We start from the raw sequence: 16,572 nt of genomic DNA, 5'->3' as shown, positions 1-16,572 counted from the left end.
CAAACTATCTGCATCAGGAGAATCACATGAGCAACATCCCCGCCGAACTGAAATACGTATCCAGCCACGAATGGCTGCGTCTGGAAGCTGACGGTACCGTTACCGTGGGCATCACCGAGCATGCACAAGAGCTGCTGGGCGACATCGTGTTCGTGGAACTGCCGGCAGTTGGCAGCGCACTGGGTGATGGCGAGCAGGCTGGCGTGGTGGAATCGGTAAAAGCCGCTTCCGATATCTACGCGCCGATCGCCGGCGAAGTGCTGGAAGTGAACGCCGAACTGGAAGCAACTCCGGACCTCGCCAACAGCGAGCCGTACGGCGCAGGCTGGTTCTTCAAGATCAAGCCGGCCAACGCCGCCGATCTGGACAAGCTGCTCGACGCCGCTGCCTACGCAGCCGAAATCGGCGCCTGATCGAATTGCCCTGCCGTCTCTCGATGGCGGGGCTTTTGTTTTTTTGAATCAGGATTCCGCCACGAAAACCACGAAAAGACACGAACGATAAATTAGCAGTCACATCCGTACGATGCGACCTGTCAGGGTGGGTTCGTGTGATTTCGTGGTTTTCGTGGCCAAGATCCTGGTTCTTTAATGACGGAACCGAAGACATGTCGCTCTCGCAACTCTTCAATCATCAAGAATTCATCGAACGCCACATTGGCCCGTGCGAGGCCGAGAAGGCCGAGATGCTGGCCTACGTAGGTGCTGCCTCGCTGGAAGACCTGGTAGCGCAGACCGTGCCGGCCAACATCCGCTTCAACCGCGCGCTGGACATCCCGCCGGCGCAGCGCGAAGCCGACGCCCTGGCCGACCTCAAGGCCGTAGCCAGCAAGAACGTGGTGAACAACTCCTTCATCGGCCTGGGTTACTACCCGGTGCTGACCCCGGGCGTGATCCTGCGCAACGTGCTGGAAAACCCGGGCTGGTACACCGCCTACACCCCGTACCAGGCTGAAATCGCCCAGGGCCGCCTGGAAGCGCTGCTGAACTTCCAGCAGATGATCATCGACCTGACCGGTCTGGAAGTTGCCAACGCCTCGCTGCTGGACGAAGCCACCGCCGCCGCCGAAGCCATGGCCATGGCGCGCCGTGTGTCCAAGTCCAAATCCAACCAGTTCTTCGTGGACAGCCGCGTGCTGCCGCAGACTCTGGATGTGATGCGTACCCGTGCCGAATACTTCGGCTTCGAGCTGGTGCAGGGCCACCCGGAAGAAGCCGGCAACGGCGAATACTTCGGCGTGCTGTTCCAGTACCCGGGCGAATCCGGCGAGCTGCTGGATCTGACTCCGTACATCGCTGCGGCCAAGGCCAAGGGCGCGCTGGCCGTGGTTGCTGCCGACGTAATGGCGCTGGTGGCACTGAAGTCGCCGGCCGAAATGGGCGCCGACGTAGCGGTGGGCAACACCCAGCGCTTTGGCGTGCCGATGGGCTTCGGCGGCCCGCACGCCGCCTTCTTCGCCTTCAAGGACGACATGAAGCGCTCCGCCCCGGGCCGCATCATCGGCGTATCGGTGGATGCCAAGGGCAAGACCGCGCTGCGCATGGCACTGCAGACCCGCGAGCAGCACATCCGTCGCGAAAAGGCCAACTCCAACATTTGTACCTCGCAAGTGCTGCTGGCCAACATCGCCGGCATGTACGCCGTGTACCACGGCGCCGAGGGCGTGAAGCGCATCGCCGCGCGCATCCACCGCATGGCTGCCATCTTCGCCCACGCGGTGAAGGCTGCCGGCGGCAAGCTGGTATTCGACCGCTTCTTCGACACCGTACAGGTTGAGCTGGGCGCCAATGCGGCCAACGTTTACGCCGCTGCACTGGCAGCCGGCATCAACCTGCGCGATGCCGGTAACGGCGTGCTGGGCGTGGCCTTCCACGAAGCCGCTACCGAAGCCGACCTGAAGCAGCTGATCGAGATCTTCACCGGCAAGCCGGCCGATATCGCCGCGCTGGACGCCGCCGCTGCAGACGCCATTCCGGCCGCGCTGAAGCGTGAATCCGCCATCCTGTCGCACCCGGTGTTCAACACCCACCACAGCGAACACGAGATGCTGCGCTATCTCAAGAAGCTGGAAAACCGCGACCTGGCGATGAACCACTCCATGATCAGCCTCGGCAGCTGCACCATGAAGCTGAACGCCACCAGCGAGATGATCCCGATCACCTGGCCGGAATTCGCCAACATGCACCCGTTCGCCCCGCGCGAACAGACTGCCGGCTACCTGGAAATGATCGAAGGCCTGCAGCAGCAGCTGATGGCCATCACCGGCTTTGACGCCATTTCCATCCAGCCGAACTCCGGCGCGCAGGGCGAATACGCCGGCCTGCTGGCGATCCGCCGCTACCACGCCAGCCGTGGCGAAGCGCACCGCACCATCTGCCTGATCCCGCAATCCGCACACGGTACCAACCCGGCTACCGCGCAGATGCTGGGCATGCAGGTTGTGGTGGTGAAGACCGACGACAACGGCAACGTGGACATGACCGACATGCGTGCCAAGGCCGAGCAGCATGCGGCCAACCTCGGCGCGCTGATGATTACCTACCCGTCCACCCACGGTGTGTTCGAGGAAGGCATCAAGGAAATCTGCGAGATCGTGCACGCGGCCGGTGGTCAGGTGTACATGGACGGCGCCAACATGAACGCCCAGGTGGGTCTGACCCGTCCGGCCGACATCGGTGCCGACGTGCTGCACATGAACCTGCACAAGACCTTCTGCATCCCGCACGGCGGCGGCGGCCCGGGCATGGGCCCGATCGGCATGAAAGCGCACCTGGCGCCGTTCATGGCCAACCACGTGGTGTCCGCAGTACCGGGCGCCGTGGCCGGCCAGAGCGCGGTATCCGCTGCGCCGTTCGGCTCCGCTTCCATCCTGCCGATCTCCTACATGTACATCCGCATGATGGGCGCGGAAGGCATGAAGCACGCCACCGAAATGGCACTGCTGAACGCCAACTACCTGATGAAGAACCTGTCGGCGCACTACCCGGTGCTGTACACCGGCCGTAACGGCCGCGTGGCACACGAGTGCATCATCGACCTGCGCCCGCTGAAGGCCGCCTCCGGCGTGACCGAAGTGGACGTGGCCAAGCGTCTGATGGACTACGGCTTCCACGCGCCGACCATGAGCTTCCCGGTAGCGGGCACGCTGATGATCGAGCCGACCGAATCCGAATCCAAGGCCGAGCTGGATCACTTCATCGCCGCGATGGTTGCCATCCGCCAGGAAATCGACAAGGTGCAGAACGGTGTTTGGCCGGCGGACAACAACCCGCTGGTGAACGCGCCGCACAGCAAGGCCGACATCGCCGGCGAGTGGACCCGCCCGTACAGCCGCGAAGAAGCCTTCTTCCCACTGCCGTACGTGCTGGAAAACAAGTTCTGGCCGAGCGTGAACCGTATCGACGACGTATACGGCGACCGCAACCTGATCTGCAGCTGCCCGTCCATCGACAGCTACCAGTAAGCCCAAGGTTGGCCGCATGCGGCCAACCCCGGCATGGCAAAGCCCCGCGCAAGCGGGGCTTTTTGTTTGTGCGGGGTAGGGCGGAAGCCCGGTTACAGCGGGCGTTCCGCCGATCAGGTAGCTGCAAGATTGGCCGCAAGCGGGTAAGCCATGGCGGAATGCCCCTGCGGGGCTTCCGGCCTACGACAATGCACGGGTAGGGCGGAAGCCCGTCCTTACCGGGCGTTCCGCCAATCAGGCAGATACGGAATCCGTAGCCCGGATAAGCCGCAGGCGCATCCGGGGTCGTGCGGCCAACGATGGCCAGCCCCCGGATGCGCTACGTTTATCGAGTGTCCCCGGATGCGCTGCGCTTATCCGGGCTACACGTGGCGGGTGTCAGGCGCTGGGCAGGTCGATCACCACCCGCCACAGCGCATGGCCGGAGTGGTGGTATTTGCGCTCGAACGGGGTGAGAAAATCCTGCGGCTGCCAGCGTTCGGCCTGGCAGGGTTGGCCGCATAGCTGGCTTACCGCCAGCGCGTGTTCTTCGGCATAGGTCTGCCAGTTGCTGCGCAGTTCCAGCCGGCCGCCGAGTGACAGCGCGATAGGGAATACCGCGTGGCCGTGCCAGCGGCGTTGCAGGTGTTCCGGCTTGGGCCAGGGGTTGGGGTAGAGCATCCATTGCTGCGCCGGGCGGATGCCGTCGGCGGCCAGCAGGCGCCAGATGTCCACCATGTCGGCGCGCAGCAGCAGTGCGTTGTCCGGCAGTGGCGCCGGCTTGCCGCGCTGCAGGCGGTCCAGCGACTGGTCGATGCCGACCACGAAATGCTCCGGCTGCTGCGCCGCCAGGTTCAGCGTGGAGGCGCCCACGCCGCAGCCGGTGTCCAGCACCAGCGGCGTGCGGCCGTCCCAGGCCGCCAGCAGGGTGGCGTAGGCGGCGCGGTTGTAGTCGGCGAACGGTTTCTGGAACGGGTGCTGCGCATGGCGCGCCACTACCTCGGCCAGACGGCTGTGCGGGCCGGGTTGTGAACTGGTGACGGGGCGGGAGTTGGCGAACATGGGGAATCCGGTAAGGGTTGGCCGCATGGTGCGGCTGCTTGCTGGTACTGGTGGGCACGCTGCGCTTTGCCCACCCTATATGGGGCGTCAGGCAGTGGCAGGGTGGGCAAAGGCCTGTGGCCGTGCTCACCGCCGGGGTCGCGGCAATTTACTTGCCGCGCATGAACAGGTTATCCAGGTCGCGCATGCTGAGCCGGCTCCAGGTGGGGCGGCCATGGTTGCACTGGCCGGAGCGTTCGGTGGCTTCCATGTCGCGCAGCAGCGCGTTCATTTCAGGCAGTGTCAGCTGGCGGTTGGCGCGCACCGCACCGTGGCAGGCCATGGTGGCCAACAGCTCGTTGCGCCGCTCGGTCAGCACTTCGGTGAGGCCGAATTCGCGCACGTCCTTCAGCACCGCGCGTGCCAGCTCCACCGGGCTGCTGTCCTGCAGCCACACCGGCACGCCGCGTACGGCGATCTGGGTGGGCGATAGCGGCGCCAGCTCGATGCCCAGGCGCTGCATCGCGTCGCCGTGCTCGTGCACGGTGGCCACCTCGAACTTGTCGGCGGCAAACGATACCGGCAGCAGCAGCGGCTGCATCGGGATGGTGTCGGCCTCCAGCGCGGTTTTCAGCCGCTCGTAGACGATGCGCTCGTGGGCGGCGTGCATGTCCACCACGATCAGCCCGTCCTCGCACTGGCTGAGGATGTAGACGCCGTGCAGCTGTGCCAGCGCAAAACCCAGCGGCGGGATGCCGTCGCTGGCGTCGGGCAGCTGCTGCGGCACGCTGCCGGCAGGCGGCAGCACATAGCTGGCCGGCGCGGATGCCGGGCCGCGCTCTTCCTCGCGCAGGCCGGAGAACATCTTGTCGTACACGCCAACTGCCTCGCGCGCCACGTGCAGCGGGATGCTTTGCTGCTCGTAGCGGAACGGCTGCGGCAGTGGGCTGCGGCCAACGTTGCCGCCCCCGATACTGCCGCCGCTGCTGCGTGAGGGGAACAGCGCATCCTGCGTCGGTGCGGGGCTGTTGCTGCCAGCAGGGTTGGCCGCAAGGGCGGGTTCGCCATCGGCCAGGTGCACGGCCGGGGTCTGCCCGGCGGTGGTGCTGGCCAGTGCGCGCTGCACGCTGTGGAACAGGAACTGGTGCACCGCCTGGCTTTCGCGGAAGCGCACCTCGATCTTGGTGGGGTGCACGTTCACGTCCACATTGGCCGGGTCCAGCGTGAAGAACAGCGCATAGGCCGGGTGGCGGTCGTGGTGCAGCACATCGCGGTAGGCCTGGCGCAGCGCGTGCTGCGCGGTCTTGTCGCGCACGAAGCGGCCGTTTACATAGAAATACTGCGCGTCGCGGCTGGCCTTGGAGTAGGTGGGGCTGGCGATGAAGCCGGTCAGTGTCAGGCCGGCGGCAATGGTTTCCAGCGGCAGCGCCGCCTCGACGAAATCCTTGCCCAGCAGTGCCGACACGCGCTCGGCCAGGCCCTGCTGCGGCAGCCGCCACACTACCTTGCCGTTGTGGCGCAGGATGAACTCCACCTGCGGGTGCGCCAGTGCGATGCGCTCGAAAGTGGCGGCGCAGTGCGCATACTCGGTGTTCTCGCTCTTCAGGAATTTGCGCCGCGCCGGGGTGTTGAAGTACAGGTCCACCACTTCCACGCTGGTGCCGGCCGGGTGCGCCGCTGGCTCCACCGGGTGCAGGGTGCCGTCAATGGCGATGATCTGGTGCGCGTGATCGGCGTCATGCGGGCGGCTGGTGAGGGTGAGGCGCGATACCGAGGCCACGCTGGCCAGGCCCTCGCCGCGAAAGCCCAGCGTGGACACGCTCTCAAGATCATCCAGGCTGCCGATCTTGCTGGTGGCGTGCCGGTCCAGCGCCAGCGGCAGCTGCTCGGCGACAATGCCGCTGCCGTTGTCGGTAACGCGAATCAGCTTGATGCCGCCCTGGGCCAGGTCGACGGTGATCTTGTCGGCACCGGCATCCAGGCTGTTTTCCAGCATTTCCTTCAGCGCCGAGGCCGGGCGTTCTACTACCTCGCCGGCGGCGATCTGGTTGATCAGGTGGTCGGGCAGTTTCTGGATGTGTTTCATGATCTGAAAATGTTGTTAGCCACGGCTGGCGTACGTGCGCTCAGCCAATGCTCAGGCCTTGCCGGCCGCGCGTTTGTGGCGGATCACCTCGATGATGCCCGGCAGCATGGATACGATGATGATGCCGAAAATCAGGAATTCCAGATTCTTGCGCACCAGCGGCAGGTTGCCGAAGAAGTAGCCGGCATAGCTGAAGCCGACTACCCACAGCACGCCGCCGATGACGTTGTAACTGAGGAACTGGCGGTAATCCATGCGCCCGATGCCGGCCACGAACGGCGCGAAGGTGCGCACGATGGGGACGAAGCGGGCGAAGATGATGGTTTTGCCGCCGTGCTTGTCGTAGAAGGCGTGGGTCTTGTCCAGGTATTCCTGCTTCAAGAGGCGTGGAAAACGGTTGAACAACCGCAGGCCGACCCGGCGACCGATGGTGTAATTGCAGCCATCGCCGAGAATGGCGGCGATGATCAGCAGCACCACCAGCAGGTGTACGTTCATTTCGCCCATCGCCGCCAGCGCGCCGGCGACGAACAGCAGCGAATCGCCGGGCAGGAACGGCGTTACCACCAGCCCGGTTTCGCAGAACACGATCAGGAACAGGATCAGGTACACCCACGGGCCGTAATTGGCTACCAGCTGGGCCAGGTGTACGTCGATGTGCAGGATGAAGTCGAGCAGAAAGGCGAGGATTTCCATGTGAACTCGGCAGGAGTGGCTGACAGGGCAGGGCTGTGGGCAACCCGGCTATGTCAAACACCCAAAAAAGGTTGGCCGCAGGGTATGCGGCCAACCTTGATGCAGAGCAGACGCGTGGCTCAGACCACGGCTTCTTCCTTCGGTTTCACTACCTTGATCATGTGTTCGCGCTTGGTGCCCAGTGCCAGTGCCAGCGGGCTGGCCACCAGTACCGAGGAGTAGATACCGAACACGATGCCGATGGTCAGCGCCATGGCAAAACCGTGCAGCGCCGGGCCGCCGAATACCAGCATCGACAGCACCATGGTCTCGGTGGAGCCGTGGGTGATGAAGGTACGGCTCATGGTGGCGGTAATGGCGTTGTCGATCACCTCCGAGGTGCTGCGGCCACGCATGGCCGGGCGGCGGAAGTTCTCGCGGATACGGTCGAATACCACCACCGATTCGTTCACCGAGTAACCCAGCACCGCCAGCACGCCAGCCAGCACGGTGAGGCTGAACTCCCACTGGAAGAAGGCAAAGCAGCCAAGGATGATCACCACGTCGTGCATGTTGGCGATGATGGCCGATACCGCCAGCCGCCATTCAAAGCGCAGCGCCAGGTAGAGCACGATGCCCAGGCAGACCAGGGCAATGGCGGTGAGACCGTGGGTAACCAGCTCCTCGCCCACGCTGGGGCCGACGAACTCCACCTTGCGCAGCTGCACGCCGGCATCGGCCTGCTTGAGCAGGCTCATCACCTGTTCCGACAGCTTGGCCGAGTTGGTGCCCGGCTTGTTGGGCAGGCGGATCATCACGTCGCGGCTGGTGCCCAGGCTCTGCACCTGTGCTTCACCCAGTTTCAGGGTTTCCACGCGATGGCGGATGTCCGGCAGGTTGGCCGCCTGCTGGTACTGCACTTCCATTACCGTGCCGCCGGTGAACTCCACCGACAGGTTCAGGCCCTTGGTGAACAGGAACACCACGGCCAGGATGAAGGTCACCAGCGAGATCGCAGTGGTCACCTTGCCGTAGCTCATGAACGGGATATCCCGTTTGATGCGGAAAAACTCCATGTTGCGATCCTTATTTGGTTTCCGGTTTCCACACCTGGCCGATGGATACCGAGGCCAGGCGACGGCGGCGGCCGTACCACAGGTTCACCACGGCGCGGGATACCAGCACGGCGGAGAACATGGAGGTGAGAATGCCCAGGCAGTGCACCACGGCAAAGCCGCGTACCGGGCCGGAGCCGAAGATCAGCAGCGCGAGGCCGGCGATCAGGGTGGTGACGTTGGAATCCAGAATCGTGGCCCAGGCATGGCCGTAGCCGGCGTTGATCGCCGATTGCGGCGGTACGCCGTTGCGCAGCTCCTCGCGGATACGTTCGTTGATCAGCACGTTGGCGTCGATGGCCATACCCAGCGTCAGCGCGATGGCAGCGATGCCGGGCAGGGTCAGCGTAGCCTGCAGCATGGACAGGATGGCCACCAGCATGAACAGGTTGGCCGCCAGCGAGATCACCGAAATCACCCCGAACACGCCGTAGTACAGCGCCATGAACACGGCGATGGCGGCGAAGCCCCACATGGTGGAGTGGAAGCCCTTCTCGATGTTTTCCTTGCCCAGGCTCGGGCCTACGGTGCGCTCCTCGATGATGTTCATCGGGGCGGCCAGCGAGCCAGCGCGCAGCAGCAGTGCCACGTCATTGGCTTCCGCCGGGTTCATGCTGCCGGAGATCTGCACGCGGCCACCGCCGATTTCACTGCGGATCACCGGAGCGGTCACCACTTCGGCCTTGCCTTTTTCCACCAGGATCATCGCCATGCGCTTGCCGATGCTCTGCGCGGTCACGTCGCGGAAGATGGCGGCGCCGGCGGCATCCAGGTTGATGTGCACGGCTGCGCCGCCGTTCTCGTCAAAGCCGGCCTGCGCGTCGTTGATGTTGTCGCCGGTCAGCTCCACATCCTTCTTCACCAGGATCTTCTGCGGGCCTTGCGGGGTCAGCTCGTCCAGCAGCTCGTAGCCGGCTGGCGTGGTGCCGGCCAATGCTTCGGCCATCTTGGCGGAGTCGTCCTCCACCATGCGCACCTGCAGCGTGGCGGTACGGCCGAGGATGTCCTTGGCCTTGGCGGTATCCTGCACGCCCGGCAGCTGCACCACGATGCGGCTCGGGCCTGCCTGCTGGATCACCGGCTCGGCCACACCCAGCTCGTTCACGCGGTTGTGCAGGGTGGTGATGTTCTGTTTCACCGCATCGCCCTGCACGCGGCTGATTTCTTCCGGTTTCAGGGTCAGGATCAGGCGGTTGCCGGCCTTGTCGCTGTTGAACGACAGCGTCGGCAGGTTGCGCGCCAGCTGGTCGGCGGCGGCAGTCAGCGTGGCTTCGTCACGCAGTTGTACTTCCAGCGTGGTATCGCCGCTGCGCTTGATGTTGCCGTAACGGATCTTGGCGCTGCGCAGTTCGCGGCGGATGTCGCCGGCGTAGCGCTCCATGGTCTTGTCCACGGCGGCCTTCATGTCCACTTCCAGCAGGAAGTGCACGCCACCGCGCAGGTCCAGGCCCAGGAACATCGGGTTGGCATGCAGGCGGGTCAGCCACTGCGGCGAGGCCGGCAGCAGGTTCAGCGCGATGATGTAGTTGTCGCCCAGCAGCTGCTGGATGGCATCGCGCGCCTTGATCTGGGTATCCGGGTCCTTGAAGCGGACTTTCAGGCTGTTGCCATCCAGAAAGATGCCTTGCGGCGCAATGCCCTGTTGTTTCAGGGAATCTTCAATGCGGGCCATCAGCGCCGTATCCACCGGAATGGACTGTCGGCTGCTGGAAATCTGCACCGCCGGCGTTTCGCCAAAGAAATTGGGCAGGGTGTAGATCGCAGACGTGATCAGCACCAGCGCAATGAGTAGGTATTTCCAGATCGGGAAGCGGTTCATGGAAGCTTGGCAGTAAAAGGGCCACTTTCGCGGCCCGGGGTTTTCGAACCTGTTTACGCGCTGCTGCGCTTTGGCGTTACAGCGTCAAAAACAGCCTCGGAATGCTCATTTACTTTATGTAAATTCCGCTTCCTCAGCTGTTTAGCCTTGTCTCGCTCTAGCTCGCTAGCGCCTAACCCGGTTCTTACAGGGACTTGATGGTGCCTTTTTCCAGCTTGGTGCCAACAGCGCCACGCTGAACGTGAATCTCTACACCTGCGGCAATTTCGATGCCCAGGTATTGTTCGCCAGCCTTGGTGACGCGGCCAATGATACCGCCCTGGGTTACGACTTCATCGCCTTTTACGATCTCGGACAGCATTTTCTGGTGTTCTTTCGCGCGCTTCTGCTGCGGGCGAACCAGCAGGAACCAGAACAGCACGAAAATGACGATCATCGGCAGAAACTGCATCAACTCGTTGGCGTTAACCATGGGGGTCTCCCTTGAAGGTGTTGATCTTGTATGCGGGACGGGCATTGTAGCCACGCGCTGCGGGTTTTCCAACCGCACCCGGGTTGGCCGCAAGGCCATCAGACTGCGACTGGCCCTGCAGGTTCACTCAATTGGCGCCGCGCGCCCGGCGTTCGTGGAAGCCGGCTTTCCAGTCCTCGAACTGGTCGGCCTCGATCGCGTCGCGCATTTCCTGCATCAGCGCCTGGTAGTAGTACAGGTTGTGAATGGTGTTCAGGCGCGCGCCCAGAATCTCGCCGGTGCGATGCAGGTGGTGCAGGTAGGCACGGCTGAAGTGACGGCAGGTGTAGCAGCCGCAATGTTCGTCCAGCGGCTTCTTGTCATCCTTGTGGCGCGCGTTCTTGATCTTCACATCGCCCCACTGGGTGAAGATCCAGCCGTTGCGCGCGTTGCGGGTGGGCATCACGCAGTCGAACATGTCGATGCCGTTGGCCACGCCATGTACCAGGTCTTCCGGTGTGCCCACGCCCATCAGATAGTGCGGCTTCTCGGCCGGCAGCATGTCCTTCAGCTCGGTAAGCATGCGGTACATTTCCGGCTTGGGCTCGCCCACCGACAGCCCGCCGATGGCGATGCCGTCAAAGCCGATATTCATCAGCCCGTCCAGCGACTCCTGGCGCAGGTCGGTATACAGGTTGCCCTGCACAATGCCGAACAGCGCATTCGGGTTCTTCAGCTCGTCGAAGGCCCGGCGCGAGCGCTCGGCCCAGCGCAGGCTCATGCGCATCGACTTGGCGGCGGTGGCGTGATCCACCTGGCCCGGAGTGCACTCGTCGAAGATCATCACGATGTCGGAATTCAGTACTTTCTGAATTTCCATCGACCTCTCCGGCGACAGGAACAGCTTGTCGCCATTCACCGGGCTCTGGAAGGTAACGCCTTCCTCGGAAATCTTGTTCATCGCCCCCAGGCTGAATACCTGGAAACCACCGGAGTCGGTGAGGATGGGTTTGTCCCAGCCGATGAAGTCGTGCAGACCGCCGAATTTCTCGATGATCTCCAGCCCCGGGCGCAGCCACAGGTGAAAGGTGTTGCCGAGGATGATCTGGGCGCCGATGTCGGTGAGCTCGTGCGGGCTCATCGCCTTCACCGAGCCATAGGTGCCTACCGGCTGGAAGACCGGGGTTTCCACGGTGCCGTGGTTCAGTTCCAGCGTGCCGCGGCGTGCGCCGCCGGAGGTTTTGTGTACGGTAAACTTCAGCATGTGCTTGATATTAATCGCGAGATTCCGGAATTCAGCCGCGCAGTATACACTAGCCGGCCGGCATTCTGCGTGCTGCCGGCTTGTCAGTGCCGTGATTTGCCGCTAGTATTGGCCCCCTGACGACAGGCACGTAGCTCAGCTGGTTAGAGCACCACCTTGACATGGTGGGGGTCGTTGGTTCGAGTCCAATCGTGCCTACCAACACAGAATTCCGCTGGAGAGTCATCATGCACTTGCGAACTACTACCACCCGTATCTCGAAATGAGTTCGAGCCTACGGGTGTTTACGCAACGCGAAACACTCCTCAGCAAAAAAGTGCGGCTCAAGGCCGCACTTTTTTTTTGCCGATTTGAAAACCGTCCTCCCTTGATGAGCTGGAGTTGCTATGCCTGACATTCGCCTGCCCGACGGCTCCGTCCGTTCCTTCGACAAGCCGGTAACGGTGCATGAAGTGGCTGCGTCCATCGGCACCGGTCTTGCGCGTGCCGCGCTGGCTGGCCGTGTGGATGGCAAGCTGGTTGATACCTCGTACCTGATTGCGGCCAACGCCGATCTGGCCATCATCACCGACAAGGATGCCGACGGCCTGTCCATCATCCGCCACTCCACCGCTCACCTGTTGGCCTACGCGGTGAAGGAGCTGTTCCCGGAGGCCCAGGTCACCATCGGTCCGGAAATCGAAAACGGTTTCTACTACGATTTCGCCTACAAGCGCCCGTTCACCCCGGAAGACCTGGTGGCCATCGAGAAGAAGATGAGCGAACTGGCGAAGAAGGACATTCCGGTAGAGCGCTACGAGCTGCCGCGTGACGAGGCGATCGCCTACTTCAAGAGCATCGGCGAAGCGTACAAGGCCGAGATCATCGCCTCCATCCCGCAGGGCGAGGTGTTGAGCCTGTATCGCGAAGGCGAGTTCACCGACCTGTGCCGCGGCCCGCACGTACCTTCCACCGGCAAGCTCAAGGTGTTCAAGCTGATGAAAGTTGCCGGCGCCTACTGGCGTGGCGACAGTAATAACGAGATGCTGCAGCGCGTATACGGCACTGCCTGGGCCAAGAAGGAAGACCTGGAGCAGTACCTGCACATGCTGGAAGAGGCCGAGAAGCGCGACCACCGCAAGCTGGGCAAGCAGCTGGACCTGTTCCACCTGCAGGACGAGGCGCCGGGCATGGTGTTCTGGCACCCGAAAGGCTGGCAGCTGTGGCAGAGCATCGAGCAGTACATGCGCAAGACGCTGACTGCCGCTGGCTACCAGGAGATCCGCACCCCGATGGTGATGGACCGCGTGATGTGGGAGAAATCCGGTCACTGGGAAAACTACCGTGACGCGATGTTCACCACCGAGTCGGAAAAGCGCGACTACGCGGTGAAGCCGATGAACTGCCCGGGCCACGTGCAGGTGTTCAACAGCGGCCTGCGTTCCTACCGCGAGCTGCCGATGCGCCTGGCCGAGTTCGGCGCCTGTCACCGCAACGAGCCGTCCGGCGCGCTGCACGGCATCATGCGCGTGCGCGGTTTCGTGCAGGACGATGCGCACATCTTCTGTACCGATGACCAGATCATCGCCGAAGCCAAGGCTTTCAACGAGCTGACCATGGCGGTGTACCAGCGTTTCGGCTTCGAGCACGTGTCGGTGAAGCTGAGCCTGCGTCCGGAAAAATACGCCGGCACGCTGGAAACCTGGAATCGTGCCGAGGAAGGTCTGCGCGAAGCGCTGCGCGCCTGCGGCATCGAGTGGGAAGAGTTGCCGGGCGAGGGCGCTTTCTACGGTCCGAAGATCGAATACCACATCAAGGACGCGCTGGGCCGTTCCTGGCAGTGCGGCACCCTGCAGCTGGACTACGTGCTGCCGGAGCGTCTGGACGCTGAGTACGTGGCCGACGACAACAGCCGCAAACGCCCGGTGATGTTGCATCGCGCGGTGCTGGGTTCGCTGGAGCGCTTCATCGGCATCCTGATCGAAAACCACGCTGGCGCCTTCCCGCTGTGGCTGGCCCCGGTGCAGATGGTGGTGATGAATATCACCGGCAACCAGGCCGAATACGCGCAACAGGTGGCGGATAAATTGCGTTCTCACGGCTTCCGTGTCGATCTTGACTTGAGGAACGAAAAGATCGGCTATAAAATCCGCGAGCACAGCCTGCAAAAGCTTCCATATCAAGTCGTTATCGGCGACAAGGAAATGGAAGGCGGGCTGGTGGCGGTACGCGCCCGGGGCGAAGACCTGGGCCAGATGTCGGTGGAGGCCTTTGTGCAGCACCTGACTGCTGCGCTGGCGCAGAACTGACAACCGTATCGACCGATCTGAATTTTTTAAGGAGTAATAGCTATAGCTCAGGAACGTGAATCGCGGATCAACGGCGAGATTACCGCTCGCGAAATCCGCCTGGTAGGTGAAGAAGGCGAACAGCTTGGCATCGTGACCGTGCGTGAAGCACTGGCGCTTGCCGAGGAACGCGAAGTGGATCTGGTGGAGATTTCCCCGACTGCCCAGCCGCCGGTGTGCAAACTGATGGACTACGGCAAGTTCAAGTACCAGCAGGCCAAGAAAAAGCACGAAGCCAAGCTCAAGCAGAAGCAAGTGCAGGTCAAGGAAATCAAGTTCCGTCCGGGTACTGACGATGGCGACTACAACGTCAAGCTGCGCAATCTGATCCGTTTCCTGACTGAAGGCGACAAGGCCAAGATCACCCTGCGCTTCCGCGGTCGTGAAATGGCGCATCAGGATATCGGTCTGGCACTGCTCAAGCGTGTCGAGGCCGATCTGGCCGAAGTTGGCACCGTCGAACAGTTCCCGAAACTGGAAGGCCGCCAGATGGTCATGATGATTGCCCCGAAAAAGAAATAATCGGGTATAATCATCGACTTCCGCACGGCAGGCTCGCCTGCCGTGTTGATTTTGTGGGCCGCAAGGTCTGCATCAAAAGCGTGACGTAGTGGTTTCAAGTGCCTATGGCCACCCTGTGTCTAATCTAACGAAAATTCAGCAGGAGATTTCCATGCCGAAGATGAAAACCAAGTCGAGCGCGAAAAAGCGTCTCAAAGTGCTGGGTAACGGCGGCGTTAAACGCTCCATGGCCTTCAAGCGTCACATCCTGACCAAGAAGACCACCAAGAACAAGCGCCAGCTGCGCGGTACCACCATGGTACACGCTACCAACATGGCCTCTGTTCGCGCCATGATGCCCTACGCATAAGGAGACTGAATAATGCCACGCGTAAAACGCGGTGTAACCGCACGTGCTCGTCACAAGAAAATCCTGGCCCTGGCGAAAGGCTACCGCGGCCGTCGCAAGAACGTCTATCGCATCGCCAAACAGGCGGTGATGAAAGCCGGTCAATATGCATACCGCGACCGTCGTCAGAAAAAGCGTCAGTTCCGTCAACTGTGGATTGCTCGTATCAACGCAGCTGCTCGTGAAAACGGCCTGCCGTACAGCAAGTTCATGAACGGTCTGAAGAAGGCTCTGATCGAAATCGACCGTAAGGTCCTGGCCGATCTGGCCGTGTTCGACAAGCCGGCATTTGCTCTCATCGTTGAGAAAGCGAAAGCCGCCCTCGCTTAATCGCAGGACACCTGAAAGGGAGGCTGATGCCTCCCTTTTTTTTCGATTTGCCGCAGAAAGCTGACTCGAACGGGCAAGGTTCCGGTGAGTTTTCTGGACGCTACTGGTGCGACACATGAACAATGTTGACGTGATTCTGAAGGAAGGTCTGGCGGCGCTCGCCACCGTGACAGACCTGGTGGAACTGGAACAGGTCAAGGCCCGTTATCTCGGCAAGAGTGGCGCCATGACCGAACTGCTCAAGCAACTGGGCAAACTGTCGCCGGAAGAGCGCAAGACCGCCGGCGCCGCCATCAACGCCGCCAAGCAGGCATTCGAGAGCCGCCATAACGAAGTGCGCGATGGCATCAACAACGCCAAGCTGGAGCAGCAGTTGGCCGCAGAGGCGCTGGACGTATCGCTGCCGGGCCGTGGCGCCCAGCCGGCCGGTCTGCACCCGGTGACGCTGACGCTGGAACGCATTACCGAGCTGTTCTCCACCCTGGGTTTTGCCGTGGCCGACGGCCCGGAAATCGAAACCGATTTCCACAACTTCCAGGCGCTGAACATCCCGGAAAACCATCCGGCTCGCGCCATGCAGGACACCTTCTACGTGGAAGGCGGCGACGTGCTGCGCACGCATACCAGCCCGATCCAGGTGCGCTACATGCTGGACAACCAGCCGCCGATCAAGATCGTGGCCCCGGGCCGCGTGTACCGTGTGGATTCCGATGCCACCCACTCGCCGATGTTCCACCAGATGGAAGGCCTGTGGATCGACCGCGACGTGAGCTTTGCCGATCTCAAGGCCACCATCACCGACTTCCTGCGCCGCTTCTTCGAGCGTGACGATCTGCAGGTGCGTTTCCGCCCGTCCTTCTTCCCGTTCACCGAACCGTCCGCCGAGATCGACGTGCTGGGCGAGCGCGGCTGGCTGGAAGTGGGCGGTTGCGGCATGGTGCACCCTAATGTGCTGCGCAACGTGAATATCGATCCGGAACAGTTCACCGGCTTTGCCTTCGGCATCGGCCTGGATCGCTTTGCCATGCTGCGTTACGGCGTCAACGACCTGCGCCTGTTCTTCGAGAACGATCTGAACTTCCTCAAGCAATTCAACTGAGCGCGCGGAGACT

The 16,572-nt window shown here is 62.4% G+C and carries 14 protein-coding genes and 1 tRNA gene; 8 read left to right on the top strand and 7 right to left on the bottom strand.

Annotation, left to right across the window (positions count from 1 at the left end; all coding sequences use genetic code 11):
* The first annotated feature begins 26 nt into the window (after positions 1-26).
* Together gcvH and gcvP are read left to right on the top strand one after the other, a co-directional pair.
* Positions 27-413, top strand: a complete 387-nt coding sequence (gene gcvH / locus ACFOKJ_RS13830; protein WP_390280583.1) for a glycine cleavage system protein GcvH — start codon at positions 27-29, stop codon at positions 411-413.
* Positions 414-607: 194 nt separating this feature from the next.
* Positions 608-3,463, top strand: a complete 2,856-nt coding sequence (gene gcvP, locus ACFOKJ_RS13825; RefSeq protein WP_390280580.1) for an aminomethyl-transferring glycine dehydrogenase — start codon at positions 608-610, stop codon at positions 3,461-3,463.
* Positions 3,464-3,841: 378 nt separating this feature from the next.
* On the opposite strand, the gene trmB is transcribed toward gcvP, so the two are convergent.
* The 7 genes from trmB to tgt all read right to left on the bottom strand — a co-directional run bounded on the left by trmB (position 3,842) and on the right by tgt (position 11,893).
* Positions 3,842-4,504: a tRNA (guanine(46)-N(7))-methyltransferase TrmB gene (gene trmB / locus ACFOKJ_RS13820; protein WP_390280577.1), complete on the bottom strand. Its 663-nt coding sequence runs from the start codon at positions 4,502-4,504 to the stop codon at positions 3,842-3,844.
* A 148-nt stretch (positions 4,505-4,652) separates the two neighbouring features.
* Complete coding sequence (gene mutL, locus ACFOKJ_RS13815; protein WP_390280575.1) at positions 4,653-6,569, bottom strand: DNA mismatch repair endonuclease MutL; 1,917 nt, start codon at positions 6,567-6,569, stop codon at positions 4,653-4,655.
* 51 nt (positions 6,570-6,620) lie between these two features.
* Complete coding sequence (locus ACFOKJ_RS13810; protein ID WP_390280647.1) at positions 6,621-7,259, bottom strand: DedA family protein; 639 nt, start codon at positions 7,257-7,259, stop codon at positions 6,621-6,623.
* A gap of 125 nt (positions 7,260-7,384) precedes the next feature.
* The gene (gene secF, locus ACFOKJ_RS13805) at positions 7,385-8,320 is read right to left on the bottom strand and encodes a protein translocase subunit SecF (RefSeq protein ID WP_390280573.1); all 936 of its coding nucleotides are present in this window, start codon (positions 8,318-8,320) and stop codon (positions 7,385-7,387) included.
* A gap of 10 nt (positions 8,321-8,330) precedes the next feature.
* Positions 8,331-10,178, bottom strand: coding sequence for a protein translocase subunit SecD (secD, locus tag ACFOKJ_RS13800; protein WP_390280572.1), 1,848 nt, complete (start codon positions 10,176-10,178; stop codon positions 8,331-8,333).
* A 184-nt stretch (positions 10,179-10,362) separates the two neighbouring features.
* Positions 10,363-10,650: a preprotein translocase subunit YajC gene (gene yajC / locus ACFOKJ_RS13795; protein ID WP_390280570.1), complete on the bottom strand. Its 288-nt coding sequence runs from the start codon at positions 10,648-10,650 to the stop codon at positions 10,363-10,365.
* Between the two features lie 127 nt (positions 10,651-10,777).
* Positions 10,778-11,893 (bottom strand): tRNA guanosine(34) transglycosylase Tgt, encoded by a 1,116-nt coding sequence (gene tgt / locus ACFOKJ_RS13790; protein ID WP_390280568.1) that lies wholly within the window; start codon positions 11,891-11,893, stop codon positions 10,778-10,780.
* Between the two features lie 124 nt (positions 11,894-12,017).
* On the opposite strand from tgt, the gene ACFOKJ_RS13785 reads away from it, so the two are divergent.
* From ACFOKJ_RS13785 to pheS, 6 genes are all read left to right on the top strand, one after another.
* Positions 12,018-12,094 (top strand) — tRNA-Val (locus tag ACFOKJ_RS13785).
* Positions 12,095-12,279: 185 nt separating this feature from the next.
* Positions 12,280-14,181 carry a threonine--tRNA ligase gene (gene thrS, locus ACFOKJ_RS13780; RefSeq protein WP_390280566.1) on the top strand — a complete coding sequence of 634 codons (1,902 nt, stop codon included), beginning with the start codon at positions 12,280-12,282 and terminating at the stop codon, positions 14,179-14,181.
* A 36-nt stretch (positions 14,182-14,217) separates the two neighbouring features.
* Positions 14,218-14,742 (top strand): translation initiation factor IF-3, encoded by a 525-nt coding sequence (gene infC, locus ACFOKJ_RS13775; protein ID WP_390280645.1) that lies wholly within the window; start codon positions 14,218-14,220, stop codon positions 14,740-14,742.
* Positions 14,743-14,893: 151 nt separating this feature from the next.
* Complete coding sequence (rpmI, locus tag ACFOKJ_RS13770; RefSeq protein WP_054287050.1) at positions 14,894-15,091, top strand: 50S ribosomal protein L35; 198 nt, start codon at positions 14,894-14,896, stop codon at positions 15,089-15,091.
* A gap of 12 nt (positions 15,092-15,103) precedes the next feature.
* On the top strand, positions 15,104-15,460 hold the full coding sequence (rplT, locus tag ACFOKJ_RS13765) for a 50S ribosomal protein L20 (RefSeq protein WP_017507005.1): 357 nt from the start codon (positions 15,104-15,106) through the stop codon (positions 15,458-15,460).
* 115 nt (positions 15,461-15,575) lie between these two features.
* Positions 15,576-16,559, top strand: a complete 984-nt coding sequence (gene pheS, locus ACFOKJ_RS13760) for a phenylalanine--tRNA ligase subunit alpha (RefSeq protein WP_390280563.1) — start codon at positions 15,576-15,578, stop codon at positions 16,557-16,559.
* Positions 16,560-16,572 lie beyond the last annotated feature (13 nt).

This window comes from Vogesella amnigena, from assembly GCF_042648905.1.
Lineage (GTDB): Bacteria > Pseudomonadota > Gammaproteobacteria > Burkholderiales > Chromobacteriaceae > Vogesella > Vogesella amnigena.
Note: the sequence above shows the minus strand (reverse complement) of the source record. Positions and strands in the feature narration are given on the sequence as shown.

What these genes read in the sequence shown, in the direction of transcription:
- gcvH (WP_390280583.1), top strand. Translation starts at nt 27, where the DNA reads ATGAGCAACATCCCCGCCGAACTGAAATACGTATCCAGCCACGAATGG.
- gcvP (WP_390280580.1), top strand. Translation starts at nt 608, where the DNA reads ATGTCGCTCTCGCAACTCTTCAATCATCAAGAATTCATCGAACGCCAC.
- trmB (WP_390280577.1), bottom strand. Translation starts at nt 4,504, where the DNA reads ATGTTCGCCAACTCCCGCCCCGTCACCAGTTCACAACCCGGCCCGCAC.
- mutL (WP_390280575.1), bottom strand. Translation starts at nt 6,569, where the DNA reads ATGAAACACATCCAGAAACTGCCCGACCACCTGATCAACCAGATCGCC.
- secF (WP_390280573.1), bottom strand. Translation starts at nt 8,320, where the DNA reads ATGGAGTTTTTCCGCATCAAACGGGATATCCCGTTCATGAGCTACGGC.
- secD (WP_390280572.1), bottom strand. Translation starts at nt 10,178, where the DNA reads ATGAACCGCTTCCCGATCTGGAAATACCTACTCATTGCGCTGGTGCTG.
- yajC (WP_390280570.1), bottom strand. Translation starts at nt 10,650, where the DNA reads ATGGTTAACGCCAACGAGTTGATGCAGTTTCTGCCGATGATCGTCATT.
- tgt (WP_390280568.1), bottom strand. Translation starts at nt 11,893, where the DNA reads ATGCTGAAGTTTACCGTACACAAAACCTCCGGCGGCGCACGCCGCGGC.
- thrS (WP_390280566.1), top strand. Translation starts at nt 12,280, where the DNA reads ATGCCTGACATTCGCCTGCCCGACGGCTCCGTCCGTTCCTTCGACAAG.
- rpmI (WP_054287050.1), top strand. Translation starts at nt 14,894, where the DNA reads ATGCCGAAGATGAAAACCAAGTCGAGCGCGAAAAAGCGTCTCAAAGTG.
- rplT (WP_017507005.1), top strand. Translation starts at nt 15,104, where the DNA reads ATGCCACGCGTAAAACGCGGTGTAACCGCACGTGCTCGTCACAAGAAA.
- pheS (WP_390280563.1), top strand. Translation starts at nt 15,576, where the DNA reads ATGAACAATGTTGACGTGATTCTGAAGGAAGGTCTGGCGGCGCTCGCC.